The sequence below is a fragment of the Erythrobacter sp. JB2-19 genome (assembly GCF_057365005.1).
This window is the reverse complement of the sequence record NZ_CP200290.1, coordinates 1,610,447-1,626,777: the sequence shown is the minus strand read 5'-3', so window position 1 is coordinate 1,626,777 and position 16,331 is coordinate 1,610,447. Positions and strand designations below refer to the sequence as shown.

At 58.6% G+C, this 16,331-nt stretch carries 13 protein-coding genes and 1 pseudogene; 10 read left to right on the top strand and 4 right to left on the bottom strand.

Annotated features, from left to right (window positions below; translation table 11 throughout):
- The first annotated feature begins 2 nt into the window (after nt 1-2).
- The 6 genes and pseudogenes from AC0V6O_RS07700 (at nt 3) to AC0V6O_RS07675 (ending at nt 6,531) form a co-directional block, all read left to right on the top strand.
- A complete protein-coding gene (locus AC0V6O_RS07700) occupies nt 3-1,556 on the top strand; it encodes an NADH-quinone oxidoreductase subunit M (protein WP_486142931.1) in 1,554 nt (517 codons plus the stop codon).
- On the top strand, nt 1,556-3,034 hold the full coding sequence (gene nuoN, locus AC0V6O_RS07695; protein WP_472638712.1) for an NADH-quinone oxidoreductase subunit NuoN: 1,479 nt from the start codon (nt 1,556-1,558) through the stop codon (nt 3,032-3,034). Before AC0V6O_RS07700 ends, nuoN begins: the two co-directional genes overlap by 1 nt.
- 30 nt (nt 3,035-3,064) lie before the next feature.
- Entirely contained in the window at nt 3,065-3,796 is a 732-nt protein-coding gene (locus tag AC0V6O_RS07690) for a biotin--[acetyl-CoA-carboxylase] ligase (protein WP_486142929.1), read from the top strand.
- A 6-nt stretch (nt 3,797-3,802) separates the two neighbouring features.
- Nucleotides 3,803-4,579 carry a type III pantothenate kinase gene (locus AC0V6O_RS07685; RefSeq protein WP_486142927.1) on the top strand — a complete coding sequence of 259 codons (777 nt, stop codon included), beginning with the start codon at nt 3,803-3,805 and terminating at the stop codon, nt 4,577-4,579.
- A 10-nt stretch (nt 4,580-4,589) separates the two neighbouring features.
- Nucleotides 4,590-6,247: pseudogene (locus tag AC0V6O_RS07680) on the top strand (ribonuclease J).
- A complete protein-coding gene (locus tag AC0V6O_RS07675) occupies nt 6,247-6,531 on the top strand; it encodes a DUF1467 family protein (RefSeq protein WP_486142925.1) in 285 nt (94 codons plus the stop codon). Before AC0V6O_RS07680 ends, AC0V6O_RS07675 begins: the two are co-directional and overlap by 1 nt.
- A gap of 41 nt (nt 6,532-6,572) precedes the next feature.
- Here the strand turns inward: AC0V6O_RS07675 and AC0V6O_RS07670 are convergent, their stop codons facing one another.
- Nucleotides 6,573-9,227, bottom strand: a complete 2,655-nt coding sequence (locus tag AC0V6O_RS07670; protein WP_486142923.1) for a coiled-coil domain-containing protein — start codon at nt 9,225-9,227, stop codon at nt 6,573-6,575.
- A 70-nt stretch (nt 9,228-9,297) separates the two neighbouring features.
- Between AC0V6O_RS07670 and AC0V6O_RS07665 the strand changes: the two genes are divergently transcribed.
- From AC0V6O_RS07665 to AC0V6O_RS07650, 4 genes are all read left to right on the top strand, one after another.
- A complete protein-coding gene (locus AC0V6O_RS07665; RefSeq protein ID WP_472638706.1) occupies nt 9,298-9,606 on the top strand; it encodes an Hpt domain-containing protein in 309 nt (102 codons plus the stop codon).
- A gap of 86 nt (nt 9,607-9,692) precedes the next feature.
- A complete protein-coding gene (locus AC0V6O_RS07660; RefSeq protein WP_486142921.1) occupies nt 9,693-10,895 on the top strand; it encodes a hypothetical protein in 1,203 nt (400 codons plus the stop codon).
- 40 nt (nt 10,896-10,935) lie between these two features.
- Nucleotides 10,936-11,895: a hypothetical protein gene (locus AC0V6O_RS07655; protein WP_486142919.1), complete on the top strand. Its 960-nt coding sequence runs from the start codon at nt 10,936-10,938 to the stop codon at nt 11,893-11,895.
- A 7-nt stretch (nt 11,896-11,902) separates the two neighbouring features.
- On the top strand, nt 11,903-13,297 hold the full coding sequence (locus AC0V6O_RS07650) for a sensor histidine kinase (RefSeq protein ID WP_486142917.1): 1,395 nt from the start codon (nt 11,903-11,905) through the stop codon (nt 13,295-13,297).
- A 30-nt stretch (nt 13,298-13,327) separates the two neighbouring features.
- Here the strand turns inward: AC0V6O_RS07650 and AC0V6O_RS07645 are convergent, their stop codons facing one another.
- The 3 genes from AC0V6O_RS07645 to gltX are packed head-to-tail and all read right to left on the bottom strand — an operon-like array spanning nt 13,328 to nt 16,324.
- The gene (locus AC0V6O_RS07645) at nt 13,328-13,537 is read right to left on the bottom strand and encodes a hypothetical protein (RefSeq protein ID WP_486142915.1); all 210 of its coding nucleotides are present in this window, start codon (nt 13,535-13,537) and stop codon (nt 13,328-13,330) included.
- A 24-nt stretch (nt 13,538-13,561) separates the two neighbouring features.
- A complete protein-coding gene (locus AC0V6O_RS07640; RefSeq protein WP_472638701.1) occupies nt 13,562-14,848 on the bottom strand; it encodes a citrate synthase in 1,287 nt (428 codons plus the stop codon).
- A gap of 60 nt (nt 14,849-14,908) precedes the next feature.
- Nucleotides 14,909-16,324: a glutamate--tRNA ligase gene (gene gltX / locus AC0V6O_RS07635; RefSeq protein WP_486142913.1), complete on the bottom strand. Its 1,416-nt coding sequence runs from the start codon at nt 16,322-16,324 to the stop codon at nt 14,909-14,911.
- Between the last annotated feature and the right edge of the window lie 7 nt (nt 16,325-16,331).

Below are 16,331 nucleotides of genomic sequence, written 5' to 3'. Positions count from 1 at the left end.
TAATGGACGGCTTCCCAATTCTCTCGCTCATGATGCTTGTGCCATTGGCCGCAGGTATTGGCTGCTTCTTCGTCGGCGCAAACGCTGCGCGCTGGCTTGCTCTGATCGGCACTTTGGTCACCTTCGCGCTCGGCGTGCTGCTGTGGGCCAATTACGAAATCGGCGGCCCGCAATGGCAGTTCACGGAAAGCGCAGACCTGTTTGCAGGTTTCAAATACGCTCTCGGGATCGACGGCATCGCCTTGATGCTGATCATGCTCAGTGTGTTCCTGATGCCGATCTGTATCATGGCCAGCTGGACCGCGATCCAGAAACGCGTTGGCGAATACATGGCCGCCTTCCTCTTTATGGAAGTGCTGATGATCGGCGTGTTTGCGGCGCAGGACCTGTTCCTGTTCTACATCTTCTTCGAAGCCGGCTTGATCCCGATGTATCTGATCATCGGCGTGTGGGGCGGCGATAACCGCATCTACGCAAGCTATAAGTTCTTCCTCTACACGCTGCTCGGCTCGGTCCTGATGCTGATCGCGATGTTCTGGATGGTGACAGAGGCCGGCACGTCAGACATCCCGACGCTGATGCAATATGACTTCCCGGTTGGCGCTCAGACGTGGCTGTGGCTCGCTTTCTTCGCCAGCTTTGCCGTGAAGATGCCGATGTGGCCGGTGCACACCTGGCTACCCGATGCACACGTTCAGGCACCCACGGCGGGCTCTGTGATCCTTGCCGGTGTTTTGCTGAAACTGGGCGGCTATGGCTTCATCCGTTTCAGCCTGCCGATGTTCCCAGATGCCAGCGCTCAACTTGCGTGGCTGGTGTTCGCCTTGTCGATGGTCGCGGTGGTCTACACCTCGCTCGTGGCGCTGGTGCAGCACGATATGAAGAAGCTGATTGCCTATTCATCGGTTGCCCACATGGCGATTGTGACAGTCGGTCTATTCGCCTTCAACATTCAGGGCCTCGAAGGCGCGATGATCGTGATGCTCAGCCACGGGCTGGTCTCCGGCGCATTGTTCCTGTGTGTTGGCGTGATCTACGACCGGCTGCACACGCGAGAGATTGACCGTTACGGCGGGCTTTCGATCAACATGCCGTATTACGCGCTGTTCTTCCTGCTGTTCACTATGGCCAGCATTGGTCTGCCGGGCACGAGTGGCTTTGTGGGTGAGTTCCTCTCACTTGCGGGCATTTATCAAGTATCGACTTGGGTCGCACTGATCTGCACCACTGGCATCATCCTAGGCGCGGGCTACATGCTGTATCTCTACCGCCGGGTTGCCTTTGGCGATCAGAAGAACGCGGACGCTGCGGCTATGCTCGACCTCGATAAGCGCGAATGGGCCATGCTGGCTCCAATCGCCGCCGTGGTGCTGTGGATGGGCGTGTATCCTGAGAGCTTCCTTGCGCCTATGCGTGCCGATATCGCGACCTTGGACGCACGGCTCGCTTCGGCTGCACCAGAGGGTGACAGCCAGCTTAAAGCCGGTCCGCCGCGCGAGGCCGCCGCCAATGCGGTGCCAGAACCAGAACATGGAGAGGGTGAGGGCGCCCACTGATGGACTACGCAACTTCCTTCGCGCTGATTGCGCCTGAATTGCTGTTGACGGCCTCTGGCCTGATCCTGTTGCTGGTTGCGGCCTTTGGCGGTGACAAGATGGCGCGGCCAATCGCTATCCTGGCGGCGGCCACCCTGTTTGGCGCTGGCTTCATGCTGGTACCTGGCCTCCACAGCGGGGTTATGGGCCTCGACACCTATGCCTTTGGCACTTTGATGCGAGCAGATGCCTTTGCCCTGTTTGCGAAGGCGATGATCTATCTCGCAGCCATCGGCTGTTTGATGATTGCGCCAGCCTATTTCGCGACCGCCAACAATGGCAATGAAAGCGGAATGCGCGCGGAATATCCGATCCTCGTGCTGTTCGCCGTACTCGGCATGAGCATTATGGTCTCGGCCAGCGATTTCATGACTCTGTACCTCGGTCTGGAGCTCAACAGTCTGGCGGCCTATGTCCTGGCATCGGTGCTACGCAATGATGGTCGCTCGTCTGAGGCGGGCCTGAAGTACTTCGTGCTCGGCGCGCTGGCCTCAGGCATCCTGCTATACGGTATGAGCCTGCTCTATGGCTTCTCTGGCAGCACAGAATTTGGCGCGGTTCGCGCTGGTCTGTCTGGGGAGCTGGCAACAGGCGCTTTGTTCGGCCTCGTATTTGTGCTCGCTGGTCTTGCCTTTAAGATCGCCGCTGTTCCGTTCCACATGTGGACCCCGGATGTGTACGAGGGCGCACCAACGCCCGTCACCGCGTTCTTCGCCACCGCGCCAAAGGTTGCCGCCGTGGCGCTGACCGCGCGGGTCACTTTGGAAGTGTTCGGCGAGCAATCCGACGCGTGGCGTCAGATCGTTATGTTTGTCGCTCTGGCGTCAATCATTGTCGGTGCGCTCGGCGCAATTGGTCAGAACAATTTGAAGCGTCTGCTGGCCTATTCCTCGATCAACAATGTCGGCTTTATCCTGCTGGGCCTCGCGGTGGCGAACGCTGCTGGGGCGAGCGCGATGATGGTCTACCTGCTCATCTATGTCGCCATGTCACTGGGCAGCTTTGTTGCCCTGCTCATGCTGCGCGGCGAAGACGGCACTTTGTATGAGACCTTTGACGATATCAAAGGCCTCAACAGCACCCAACCTGTCATCGCATGGTGCCTCGCAGCTCTGATGTTCAGCCTGGCTGGCATCCCACCGCTGCTCGGTTTCTACGGCAAGTTCGTGATCTTTCAGGCCACCGTTGAGGCGGGCCTCGTCGCCTTTGGTGCAATCGCGATTGCCGCCAGCGTGATCGGCGCGTTCTACTACATCAAGTTCGTGAAGGTCATGTTCTTCGATGATGAAGTGGGACTGGTGAAGGGCAAGAGCGACCTGTCGCACTGGATTGTCCTGATCATCACCACTTTGATCATCTCGCCGCTTGGCTATCTGCTGACCCCGTCGATCACCGATCTGGCAAACAAGGCTGCCGAAGCTCTGTTTCTAGTCGGGTAGCGCGGCAGAGGAAGCTCAGCAGCGACGCCCTTGACCAATATTGAAACCATTGCCGAGACCGGATCGACCAATGCCGATCTGCTCATGCGTTTGCAGTATGGCGAGGCTTTGTCTGAAGGTTACTGGCTAAGAGCCGAGCGTCAAACCGGCGGGAGAGGGCGGTTGGGGCGCAAATGGGAAAGCCCCAGCGGCAATCTGTTCTGCAGCACCGTGGTGACCATTGGCGAGGATGATCCCGCGCCGCACACGCTCAGCTTCGTCACTGCCTTGGCCGTGTTCGATACGCTGGAGCGCAGCCTGCTGCCGAATGCTCCCATCATCCTCAAATGGCCCAATGACGTGCTGGTGGATGGCGCAAAAATCTCTGGCGTTTTGCTCGAACGCAGCGGCGATACCATCGTCGTGGGCATCGGCATCAATGTCTGCCACGCGCCAGAAATGCCGGATCGCAAAACCACCTCTATAGTCTATGAAAATGGCAAGCACGGCGGCAGCGCCGAATTGGTGCTCTCCATTCTGGCAGAGAGCTTTGCCGCACGATTGGCGCGCTGGCGCAGCGCTGGCCTTTCCGCAACACTCGATGATTGGACTGGCCGCGCACACCCAATCGGTTCAAGGCTGTCACTCACGCCTGGCGACGAAAGCCCGGTTACCGGCGAGTTCGCTGGCCTCGATAGTGAAGGCGCTTTGCTGCTACGTTTGGAGAATGGGGCGATGCGCACTATTCACGCAGGCGACGTCACCATGATTGCTCAAGGATAACCGCCCATGTTGCTCGCCGCCGATGTCGGAAACACCAATGTCGTCTTTGCTCTGTTCGACGGGCAGGATGTGCGTGCGCGCTGGCGCATCGCGACCGACCCGCGTCGAACCGGCGATGAATATGCGGTGTGGCTCCTCCAATTGCTGGAGATTGAGGGCGTTGCGCGTGAGGACATCACTCAAATCATCTTCGCCAGCGTCGTACCGCGCGCCGACCACAACCTCACCGTTCTGGCGCAGAAATATTTCAAGATCACACCACTGTTCGCTGGCAAGGGCGAGGCCGCCTGGCGTTTTGAGATCGATGTCGATCAGCCCAGTTCGCTTGGCGCAGACCGCGCGCTCAACATCGTCGCAGCGCATGCAAAATATGGCGGTGATTTGATCGTCATCGACTTTGGCACCGCGACCAAGTTTGAAGCGATTGATTTCAATGGCGCTTACAAGGGTGGCTCCATCGCGCCGGGGATCAATCTGTCGCTTGATGCATTGGTTGGCAAAACGGCTAAACTCCCCCGCATTGCGATCCGCGCGCCCGACAGCCGCAGCGTCATTGGTCGCAACACAGAGGACCAGATGCTGATCGGTGTGTTCTGGGGCTATGTCGCGATGATGGAGGGCATTGTTGAGCGTATGCGCGCAGAAATCGGCCGCCCGGCCAAAGTGGTCGCAACCGGCGGCCTCGCAATCCTGTTTGACGATGCGACTGACATCTTCGACCACGTCGATGCAGACCTAACAATTCAAGGCTTGGCGATCCTCGCCGAGCAAGCTGAGAGCTAATAAACCTTACGTGAAAAAGAACTTCACTCCTGAAGACGAACTGCTGTTTCTAGCCCTGGGCGGGTCCGGCGAAATTGGCATGAACGTCAACCTCTACGGCTGCAAAGGCAAGTGGCTGATGGTGGACCTGGGCATGACCTTTTCCGGCAATGAGTATCCCGGACTCGACTTGGTCTTCGCCGATCTTGAGTTTATCGAGGAACGCACCAAGGACCTGCTCGGCATTGTGCTGACCCACGCGCATGAGGACCATATTGGCGCGGTCCCCTATTTCGCGGGCGAGCTGGGCGTACCGCTCTATGCAACGCCGTTCACCGCCGATTTGGTGGCTCGCAAGCTGGAAGAAGCTGGGCTGACCGGTCAGGTTGAGCTCAACATTATCGAGGAAGACCACGGCCAAATCTCGCTCGGCCCGTTCGACATCACCTATGTCCCGCTGGCGCACTCGATTGCAGAGGGCAACGCCCTACTGATCGATACCCCACACGGACGAATATTTCACACCGGCGATTGGAAGCTCGACGAAGAGCCGATCATCGGTGAACCGACTACTGAGGAAGAGCTGAGGGGAATGGGCGACGAGGGCGTGCTCGCTCTGGTTTGCGATTCGACCAATGTCTTCAATCCCAATCCCAGCGGCTCAGAGGGCGGCGTGTACCGCGGCCTGATGGAGGAGGTCGCCAAACACACTGGCAAGCGGGTGATGGTGACGACCTTCGCCTCCAATGTGGCGCGGCTCCAGACATTGGGCGATGTCGCCCGCGAAACCGGGCGGCAATTGTGCGTCGCTGGGCGTTCGCTCGACCGCATTATTGAGGTGTCTCAGGACAATGGCTATCTTCAGGATTTCCCTGAGACGGTCGATTGGAACACGGCGATGGGCCTACCGCGCGGCGAAGTCCTAATCCTGGCAACCGGCGGGCAGGGGAGCCTCGCGCTGCCCTCTCTCGGGTAGCGGATGAGAACCACCCGATCTCGCTCACCAGCGGCGATGTCGTGCTATTCTCAAGTCGTCAGATACCCGGCAATGAGATCGCGATTGGCAAGGTGCAAAACCAGCTCGCACGGCGCGGTATCACGATGGTGACCGACCGTCAGAGCGAGATCCACGTCTCTGGCCACCCGGGCAGGCCTGAACTGGAAGCGCTTTACAGTTGGATTCGTCCCGAAGTGCTGGTGCCCGTACACGGCGAAATGCGCCACATGATGGAGCAGGCGCGGGTCGGCAAAGACAATGGAATTCCGCATAACATCGTGCAGGCCAATGGCGACATTGTCCGCTTGGCTCCCGGCGAACCCGGTAAGCTCGCCGAGGTGCGCAATGGCCGCCTCGTTCTTGATGGGGATATCATCGCGCCCGCAGATGGCGATGCGATTGTTATGCGCCGGCGGCTCGCGCGTGAAGGTGTGATCTTCGTGGTTCTTGCGCCGAATGGTGAATCCGAGATTGAAGCACTCGGCCTGCCGCTAGACGAGGATGTGCCGGACTTTATCGCCGAGGCGAAGGCCGACGTGATGAAAGCAGTGCGCAAGCTGAAAGGCCGCGATATTGCCGAGATTTCAGAGGCTGCCCGGCTCGCAACGCGCCGCGCAGCGCAGCGCTGGTCTGGCAAACGCCCACAAGTGCGTGTAATCCTGCCCGGATTGGACGGCAAAGGCGCGCGCTGATGCAGTGGACTTCGATTGCCGCGATCTACCTGCTGTTCTGGGTGATGACAGCTTTCATGATGCTGCCATTTGGCATTCGCACACATGATGAGGTCGGCGAGGCGCGCATTCCTGGGCAGGCAGAAAGCGCGCCGGCCAATTTCCGCCCGGGCAAACTGTTGATGCGGGCGACCATCATCTCCACCGTTATGACGGTGCTATTCGTGCTCAACTACGAATATGGCTGGATCGGCCCAGACGATATGAACATCTTCCCAGAGCCGCCTGAGCAAACTCAGCGATAATTCGCAGCGCTACCGCTCGCCACCGCTGCGGACCCTGACGATCAGTTGCGCAGCCGCTCAATTGCCTGAGCCAGCAAGACATAGAGCTTGCCCATATCAGAGCCCAGCACGGTCACGCCCAGCGCATTGCCATCGCGCGTGGACAGCAGCGAGCGCAGCATCGCCTCAAAGTCGTGGATGTACCGGCTGACATTGCCCCGGAACACGTCGTCTGACTGATACAGCTCTGCGATCTCTCGCGCTTCACCATTGTCGATGATCCGCACGGCGCGGCGCGTGAATATCCCGCGATCCCCTTTCAGATAGGCCTCCCAAGCGGTGTCGGTCACATCGGTGGATAGCGCCGTTGTGATATCGATCGCGTTGGAATTGAGGCTGTCCGTGATGAGAGCCATGCGGCGCGAGAAATCATTGTTGGCCTGTTCCTCGGCCAGCTCGCGGGCGCGCGTCACGCGCTGTTCAAGATTGCCGGTCAGCTCGTTCACCTTTGACAGCTGATCACGCAATTGCACCGCAGCCTCGCGGCCGGCGCTAGAGGCCTGCGCCGCGGTCTCTTCCAACCGGCCAACCGCCTCCATGCTCTCGCTGCGCAGCGCATTTTCCAATGTCGCGACAGCTTCAGCGCCCATGTTCTGAGCCAGCGCGCCAATCCGATCGCGCGCGCCGTCTTCGATGGTGGCGAAGGCAGAGTGCGTTGCCACCTCCAGCGAGATAATAGCCTCTCGTAGCTGCTGCTGTGTCTCTCCAGACAGCGCATTGCTCTCATCCGAAAGTTTCGCCAATCCGCCGCGAAGACCTTGGAGTTTCGCGATAGTATCCTCTGTCTGCTCACCCAGCTTGATATGAAGCGCCTCAATCGAGCTGTCAGTTTCGCTGATGTGCGCCTGCGCTGTTTCCAGATGGCAGGCGAGGGCATCGCCATGCTGGGTCGTCTCGCCCATGCTCTTGCTTAGCATGAAGGTGCGGTTTTCAACCTCAGACAATTGCTCAGATGACGCTTCAACCGCTTGCGCAAAGTCTTCGCGCGCTTGCTTCGCACCCGATTGGATGATTTCAAGCAGGCGTATGCCCCCTTCCGTGAGAGAAGCAATTTGTTGCTCTGTTTCAGCCAGTTCAGTGCGATTGCCCGCCAATTGCTCACCCAACGTTGCTAGCCCTGCGTCCACGCTGGCACGCGCACTGTCGCCTTGCTCAGTGATATTCACAAATAAGCTACTAAGTTGGTCCAGCTTCTCGGCCATATCCTGACCGTGGCTTACCAGCTTCTCCGCCTCGGCGATCTGAGCCTCACGCCGTTCTGACAGGGTCTCGTCGAGCTCCGCCAAACGCTGCGCCAACACTTCGGTTGCCTGCGCTTCACGCGTGTCAAAATCGTCCTGACGCTTGGCCATGTTTTCGGCAAAGGACAGATCACGTTGAGCGAGAGTTTGTTCAAACCGGCTCGCCTCGGCATTCAAACCTGTGAACCGCTCGGTCGCGGCGCGTGCGGCCTTGGCATCGAGTTCCTCCAGGTTCTGGACGACCTCGGTGATTTCATCACGCAGTTGGTCTTTCGATTTGCGCAGGGCATCCAGTGATTCCGCTTCTGCTTCGCGCAGGCTGGCGGCCAATGCCTCGCCTTCACCGCGTAACAGCGCAATCCGTGCCTTCAGCGTCGTCAGCGATTTCTCTTCTTGTTCGGCAAAGTCGCCGTCCAGTTCGGACAGGCCTTCACGCAGGTAATCCGCCCGCTGACGCATGGCCGCAAGCGCGCCCACTTCGCGGTTGTCGAGCTCGGTGCGATAGGCATCGGTCTTCTCATTGAGAGCGGCAAAGCGCGCGGCGGTCTGCTCTTCGATCTGCGCCATTTGCGCCTCGAAGCCGGTCAAAGTCTCATCAACCTTGTCGCTCAACGCTTTGACCTGCTGCTCACTGGCCTTGCCAAAGTCGTTGAGGCGATCAAATCCGGCAATTAGCTTTTCCAACTGGTCGCTCGCGTTACGCCCAGCGTTCCCAACCTGATTGGAAACATCTCGCGCCGATGTCGCGATAACCGGCAAATCGTCGCGCAGGCGGCTCATATTGGCGAGCGCTGTGTCACTTGCATCACCAATCCGGTCGACTTGCTTACCATTCTTCTGGATCAGCGTTTGCAGCTCATCTGCGTGAGTAGATATCCGTTCGCTGGCAATTCGACCCAGCGAATCCAGCTCACGCGACTGGCTTCCCAAAAATTCGCGCGCGAGGCTCAGCTCGCGGTTTACCACACCAAGACGGGTTTCAAGCTCAGCAGATTCGGCAGAAAGCATCGCAGCCGTGTCGGCAAACCGGCGTGCTTCCCGGCTCGAATTGCGCATCGCCACCAGCCATGCAATCCCGATCAACAGAACCGGCACAGACCAATCGATGATCCACTTGGTCCATTGTTGCGGCGCGCTAGAAACGTTAAGAAGTTCGCCGCGCAAAGCCCAGATATAAAATCCGGTCCATGTCGCAATAGCCGCGATCGCCAGGGTCGGCACGACCCAGTCAAAACGCGGGCGGGGCGGGGCATATTCCTCTTCCTCCAGCAAATATTCTTCGCTGAAGTCGTCCGATAAATCGGCCCTATCCTCGGCTTCGAGGTTGGTCTCCAGCTCTTCGCCTTCGACGGTTTGCTTAAGCGCGTCCTGCGCGGCTTCGGACCCTACGGCCCGGATATGTGGTTCGCCAGACATGCATGGTTAAATACCACACAACCACAAAGGATAAACCCCGCATTAACTCTCTCACGTTAAAACGAGGCATATGGCGTATGAAAATGGTGCTCTTGATGCAACACTAGCGGCCGCAGCCGGTGATGATCCGGCTTTGCGGGGTGAACTGCGTAAAGCTCTGATTGAGAGCGCCCATCGGCAGCTTGACCTGCTAAAACGCTCTCGCTGCGACGGCAATTGGCACGTTGCCGCCATGCGCCTCAAAGGATTGGCCGCCAGCTTTCACGCAGAAGAGCTGCTGAACGCAGCAGAAGATGCTTTGGTAAGTGCCCCCGGTGAACCCGCCGCGATCCGCGCGATTGAAGACGTTCTGGCGCAGGTTTCTGGACAACAGCGCTAAAAGATTATCGGTAAAAGCGCGATGCCGCCGCTTGGCATAGCGCGCCCAATGGCATTACCCCCGAAGGCATTCGGAGGTGATTAGTCGTGCGTACCGCCTTATTAGCCGCGCTGAAACGCACAGAGACGGGCGACATTCGTGCGTTCCTTCCGCTTGCTGGCCGCAGCTTGCTGGCATGGCAATTTGATCTTGTCCGAGCGCTCGGGTGTGAGCGGGTAATCTGCCTGTGTGATGCGCCAGGGACTGAGATTCTCGATATTCAGCACGAGGCGGAGACGGCCGGGGTGCAATTCCACGCGATCAAAGGCCCTTTGCAACTGGTTGGACTGATAACAGCGGATCAGGACCTGGTGATGATGCTGGATGGCCTGGTGATGGAGCCAGAAGGCGCTGCATCGCTCAATCAGCAAGGTCGCATGGTCGCGACCATTCCCGCTAGCAGCAGTTTAGCCCAAGATCATGCCGGTGACTTTGAACGGATTGACGCGGAACGTGCCTGGGCTGGGTTGGCGATTGTGCCCGGCAGATTGGCGGAAAAGCTCGCTGATCTGCCCGGTGATGGCGAAACGATGTCAATGTTGCTGCGATTGGCGCTGCAAGCGGGCGAAAAAAGCGTTTCTGTGGATGCAGAGAGCCTGAATGGCGGCGGATTACTGCTCGCAACTGATGCGGAGGGGCTTCAAAAGCGCCAGATCGCCCTCATTGAGCGCAGTGCGCAAAGCGTGCCATGGACGGGCCCGTCGCAAGTTGGAGCAGCGTTGCTCGCCGCAAAAACTGCACCCGCCGGATTGGAGCGCGGGCCGAGAATTTCCGCCACCATCGGGATCGCAAGCATGGTCACCATGGTTGGGACAACTTGGCTTGATCATTCCGTGGGCGGTTTGTTCGCTGGAGCATTCGGAGCCTTGGCCTTGGCCTTCTCTGATGCGGGAACGCGGCTCAAATCAGCGCTCTATGGGTATGTTGAAGGCGCCAAAAAATCGCGTTTTATAAATAGCTTACGCGATATTCTTATCGCTTTCGCGCTGTGCCTTGGCATGTATAGCGGGATGGAGACCGCTGGCCCAACACTCGTTTTGCCCCTGCTGGCGATAGGCCTGCTCCACCTCGCATCAGCCACTCAAAGCGCCCATTGGCGCGCTTTTTGGAGCGACCGGGCGCTCCAGCTCGCTGCCCTCGGGACATGTGCCATTTTCGGACAGCTGACAGCGGGGATTGCCGTTCTTGCGCTAGGCGCTTTAGCGCATGCTTTGCTGCGTCTTCAGAAAGCTGAAACGACGCGCGAGTAACACTGCATGCTGAGAGGCGGGCAACGGGGGCAGAGCCACGATGGAAAGATCCGCGCACACCGCGATCGAAACCATCCTGAGGGATGAATTGGCGCGCGGTGACACCGCATTGAGCGGCGTCACGCCCGTTCTTGCGCATATGCTTTCTGGATCTGGCGGATCATTGGTTAGTGAAGCTATCGTTGCGAAATTGCGCGGTATGCTAAGCCACATGGCAAGCCAATTGCTCAGCTCCAAGACGCCCGATTTCGACCCGAACGAGGCAGATGATCTCTCCGCCGCACTCGCCAGCGACAGCGCGATTTTGAGCCATTGCTATGCGTCGGCGATGGAAGGCCATTTGGCCGAGCGATTGGAACGCAAAGTCGCTTTGGATCAGGTCCTTACCCCCTTGATGCAAGAATTGATCGCATCCGAAAGCAGCGACGTTGCCGAGCTCGCGATGGCGGCCATGGCGGCACAGTCACGCTTTATACAATATCAAAAGCGTATGCACTTGCCCCTGACAGAGCTGCCCGCAGAACTGTTTCAGAGCCTGCTGCACAATTGGGCAAAGGCACCAGAGAACACCGTGAGCAAGGCTGAAATCGCCGCAACGCGCGCTGGAACGGATCAGCTAAAGACAGCCTATGACGAAGGTGCGACGCGGGTAGGGCTGCTCTCACGCTTGGTCTCGGCCATGCGGGGCGGGGCGAGGGCATCACTGGAGCTCGAACATGCGGGATTTGCCCTGTTCGCAACCGCCTTGGGCACGCTCACGCGCCAAGCACGCGAATTGGCGGTACTCTCTTGTCATGAACGTCAATCCGCTCGCCTCGCGCTGGGACTGCGCGCTGCAGGCATGATTGAGCGGGAGATTGAGCGCCAATTTGCTCTACTGCATCCTGACCAGCAATTGCCCGGCGGATTTGATGATTTGCTCCCCGATCGCGCGCAAACCCTGCTAGGGCAAGGGGCAATACGCGCTGATTCAAGCGCAGCGATGAGCGGAACGACCTAAACGGACGATGAGTAGCAGCGACACCTTGTTGGCCGCGCGGGGCCTGACCGATGGTCAAGATCGGTTGCTGTCGGCTGATGAGCCGCTGGCCGACCTGCACGCCCGCTGTGGCGGCACTCTGCCTGGCGTGCTGGCCGTTCCAGAGCTGCTGGAGTTGGTGCGTCAGGGCCGGACATTTGGCCTACGCCTGGCACGCGAATTCAGCGCCTTCGATGGCGAAGACATGGTCTCCGGCTTTGTCCGGATCCATCCACTGGCTGGCGATGCTGGCGGTGGGTGCGAAATCCTGATCGAGAACTGGCACCGGCGAGAGGCACGTCCTGACAGCGAAGCAAAGCTGGCCAAGCGGCTTGATGCCATCGACCGCGCTACCGCAGAGATCACGGCGCGGCTTGATCGCAAGCAGAATGTCCAATTGCTGAGTGCGGCCGCGAGTGATGCCGGGGAACTGGAGAACACGGTCAACAGCGATCCCGGTAAGAACTGGACAGACTATATCGCGTTGGAAGGCGTGGCGCACCATCAACCGCTACACTGGCGCCTACTGGACGGAGCAGCATGCACTGTTCCCGGGTCTCAGCGCCATTGGCGTGCGCGCCTGATCCCGCTTGGCCCAGCAGCAGAGGCTCCGCGTGGGTTTGAGCTGCTGCTGACCTCTGAAGAGCCGCTGGTCACCGAAGTTATCGCCGCAGGCGGCGGAAAAACGCGGGAGGACGCACATATGGAGCTGATCGGCAGTGCGCTGACCCCTGCTTTGCGTCAGCCGATCGCGCGGGTGATCGCCAATGCAGAGACAATCAAATCCAAGCTCGCAGGCCCATTGCGCGATGAATATGCCGAATACGCCGGCAATGTCGCCTCAGCCGGCAAGCACCTCAACGCGATGCTGGAAGATCTCGCCGACCTGCAAGTGGTCGAAAGTGAGGGTTTCAAGATTGCGCGCGAGAAGGTCGACCTGGTCGATGCGGCGCGGCGCGCAGCTGGCATACTGGGCGTGAAGGCGCAGGCACGCAACATCACGCTGGCCTTGCCGGACGAAGGCTCCAAGCTGGTTGTCATTGGCGAGTTTCGCCGTGTGCTTCAGGTTCTGATCAACCTGATAGGCAATGCGATCATTTATTCACCCGACAGCAGTACGATTACAGTCAGTGTCGATGATAATGACAAGCAACCGGACCACGCCAGCGTCACGGTGGCCGATCAGGGTCCCGGTGTCGCAGCAGCGCAAACAACGCAGGTTTTTGATAAATTTGAACGGCTTGGCCGGGAGAATGATAGCGGCTCGGGCCTCGGTCTCTACATCTCACGGCGTCTGGCGCTGGCGATGGACGGTGATTTGTCGCTGGAAAGCCAAGCGGGTGAGGGCGCACGCTTCACGTTGAGCTTGCCGAAGTCAAAATAGAGAATATCAGGCGCGCTCGCAGCAGAGTCATTACCTGCGAATGCGCTCAGCCGCCCACAAAAGCAGCGCACCAATCAGTAATGTGATGAGACCGTAAAGCGCCCATTCGGGCTTTGCGAGCATGAAGCTGTCTTCGGGCCAGTTCAGCACGCCGGCGCCCTGCAAAGCCCACATTCCGCCGGAGAAAACGAGCGCGGCACCAAACACCTGGAGCACCAATCTTGCGATAGTGCGTCCCATTGATGCCGCGCTCCTCTATCTCGCTTAGCGTTTGTCTAGCGGCACGTAGTCGCGGGTCGTCGGGCCAGTGTAAAGTTGACGCGGACGGCCAATGACCTGGCCTGGATCGGAGATCATTTCGTTCCACTGCGCCACCCACCCAACGGTGCGCGCAAGCGCGAACAGGGCGGTGAACATAGTGGTCGGGAAACCGATCGACGAAAGGATGATACCGGAATAGAAGTCCACGTTCGGGAACAGCTTCTTTTCCTTGAAATAATCGTCATTTAGCGCGAGTTCTTCAAGCTGAAGAGCCGTCTCGAACACAGGGTCAGTGACGTTCAGCGCTTCAAACACTTCACGCAAAGTCTGTTGCATCACAGTCGCGCGCGGATCGTAGTTCTTATAGACTCGGTGGCCAAAGCCCATCAGGCGGAACGGATCGTTCTTGTCCTTCGCGCGCTCGATATAATGCGGGATACGGTCAGGCGAACCGATTTCCTGCAACATGTTGAGCGCCGCTTCGTTGGCGCCGCCATGTGCCGGGCCCCACAGACAGGCGATGCCTGCTGCGATACAGGCGAACGGGTTTGCGCCTGAAGAACCAGCCAAACGCACAGTTGAGGTCGAGGCGTTTTGCTCGTGATCGGCATGCAGGATGAAGATACGATCCATCGCTTTTTCGATCGCTGGGTGCACCTCATATTCCTCGGCCGGAACACCAAAGGTCATGCGCAGGAAGTTACCGGTGTAGCTGAGGTCGTTCTTCGGCTGCATGAAAGGCTGACCGACGGCATATTTGTACGCCATCGCTGCAATCGTCGGCATTTTCGCGATCAGGCGGTGTGAGCTGATCGTGCGGTGCTCTGGATCTGAGATGTCGGTGCTGTCGTGATAGAATGCAGACAGAGCGCCAACGACGCCGCACATAATCGCCATCGGGTGTGCATCGCGGCGGAAACCCTGAACAAACTGGCGTAGCTGATCGTGCAGCATGGTGTGCCGCGTGATCGTGTAATTGAACTCTTCCATCTCGGCGGCATTGGGCAGCTCACCATTGAGCAGGAGATAGGAGACTTCCATAAAGCTGGAATGTTCGGCCAGTTGGCCGATGGGATAGCCACGGTGCAGCAGCACACCTTCATTCCCGTCGATATAGGTCAGCGCGCTTTCACAGCTTGCGGTTGACTTATAGCCAGGATCAAACGTGAACGCGCCCGTTTGGCCGTACAGTTTGCGGATGTCGATAACATCGGGTCCAGTGCTGCCTTCGAGCACAGGGAAATCGTAGGTTTCCCCGCCCAGCTCGAGCTTTGCCTGCTTGTCTGCCAAAACCTATCTCCTCAATTCTATTGTGCCACCATTGACCGCCAGCTTTGCCAGCCCTCGGCCTCAGGCAGCTTGCGCGTTCAATCGCGCCAAAGCTTCTTCCCGTCCCAACAGGACCAGAACGTCGAAAATACCGGGCGAATTCATCGTTCCGGTGAGAGCTGCACGCATAGGCTGCGCGAGCTTGCCAAAGCCCAGCTCGTGGGCCTCAGCCAGTGCCTTCGTAGTGGCTTCGAGGACCTCACTTGTCCAGTGATTTTCCTGCGATAATGCTTGCACAACAAGCGAAAGCCGCGCCTTGCCATCCGCGTCGAGCGATTTTGCCGCCTTTTCGGTCATCTTAAGCGGGCGCTGCGCAAACAAAAAGCCAGCCCCATCAGCCAGTTCATCAATGTTCTTGGCGCGCACTTTCAGCACTGGCATGGCTTTGGTCAAAAGCTCCAGATTGGCGCCGCTTTCGATCCGGCCCATCGCTAGTTTCGCCAGCATCGCGTCATCCGCCTCGCGAATGTAGTGACCATTGAGGCTTTCCAGCTTCTTCAAATCAAAGCGGGACGGGCCTTTGCCGACACCACTAAGGTCAAACAGCTCAATCGCTTCTGCACGGTTGATCTCTTCCCGGTCTCCATGCGCCCAGCCAAGCCGGAGCAGATAGTTGAACAAGGCATCAGACAATATGCCCATGTCATCGCGGTAGGCCTCTACACCTAGCGCCCCGTGGCGCTTAGACAGCTTTGCCCCATCCGATCCATGGATCAGGGGAATGTGAGCATATGCCGGCTCCGGCCAATCGTCCTCAACAATGTCCATTGCATGATAGATTGGCAGTTGCCGAAACGCGTTGTTCAGGTGGTCATCTCCACGGATCACATGGGTCACGCCCATATCGTGATCGTCAACGACCACAGCCAGCATATAGGTCGGCGTGCCATCAGCCCGCAGGATGATGTAATCATCGAGCTCTTCGTTTTTGACCGAGACGGAACCTTGAACCTGGTCAGCAATGGTCGCCTCGCCCGATTGCGGCGTCTTCAGACGAACTACGTAAGGCGCCCCTTCCGGCGCTTCGGACGGATCACGGTCGCGCCAGCGCCCATCATAGCGCATAGGCAGCTTCTTCTCGCGTTGCTCAGCACGCATGGCCTCAAGTTCATCCGGCGTCGCAAAGCACTTATAGGCATAGCCCGCATCCAGCAGCTTATGCGCCACCTCTGCGTGACGATCCGCGCGCTGGGATTGGAATACCGGCGCGTCATCATAATCGAGACCGAGCCAATCGAGCCCGTCGATGATCGCATCAATCGCCTCCTGAGTGGAGCGCTTGCGATCTGTATCCTCAATCCGCAGCAAGGCCTTGCCGCCGTGATGACGGGCGTAAAGCCAGTTGAACAAGGCCGTACGCGCGCCGCCAATATGCAAAAAGCCCGTAGGCGAGGGGGCAAAGCGGGTAACAATCGCTTTTGCGCTTTCGCTTGCCATAGCCAGT

What these genes read in the sequence shown, in the direction of transcription:
- AC0V6O_RS07700 (WP_486142931.1), top strand. Translation starts at nt 3, where the DNA reads ATGGACGGCTTCCCAATTCTCTCGCTCATGATGCTTGTGCCATTGGCC.
- nuoN (WP_472638712.1), top strand. Translation starts at nt 1,556, where the DNA reads ATGGACTACGCAACTTCCTTCGCGCTGATTGCGCCTGAATTGCTGTTG.
- AC0V6O_RS07685 (WP_486142927.1), top strand. Translation starts at nt 3,803, where the DNA reads ATGTTGCTCGCCGCCGATGTCGGAAACACCAATGTCGTCTTTGCTCTG.
- AC0V6O_RS07675 (WP_486142925.1), top strand. Translation starts at nt 6,247, where the DNA reads ATGCAGTGGACTTCGATTGCCGCGATCTACCTGCTGTTCTGGGTGATG.
- AC0V6O_RS07670 (WP_486142923.1), bottom strand. Translation starts at nt 9,227, where the DNA reads ATGTCTGGCGAACCACATATCCGGGCCGTAGGGTCCGAAGCCGCGCAG.
- AC0V6O_RS07665 (WP_472638706.1), top strand. Translation starts at nt 9,298, where the DNA reads ATGGCGTATGAAAATGGTGCTCTTGATGCAACACTAGCGGCCGCAGCC.
- AC0V6O_RS07655 (WP_486142919.1), top strand. Translation starts at nt 10,936, where the DNA reads ATGGAAAGATCCGCGCACACCGCGATCGAAACCATCCTGAGGGATGAA.
- AC0V6O_RS07650 (WP_486142917.1), top strand. Translation starts at nt 11,903, where the DNA reads ATGAGTAGCAGCGACACCTTGTTGGCCGCGCGGGGCCTGACCGATGGT.
- AC0V6O_RS07645 (WP_486142915.1), bottom strand. Translation starts at nt 13,537, where the DNA reads ATGGGACGCACTATCGCAAGATTGGTGCTCCAGGTGTTTGGTGCCGCG.
- gltX (WP_486142913.1), bottom strand. Translation starts at nt 16,324, where the DNA reads ATGGCAAGCGAAAGCGCAAAAGCGATTGTTACCCGCTTTGCCCCCTCG.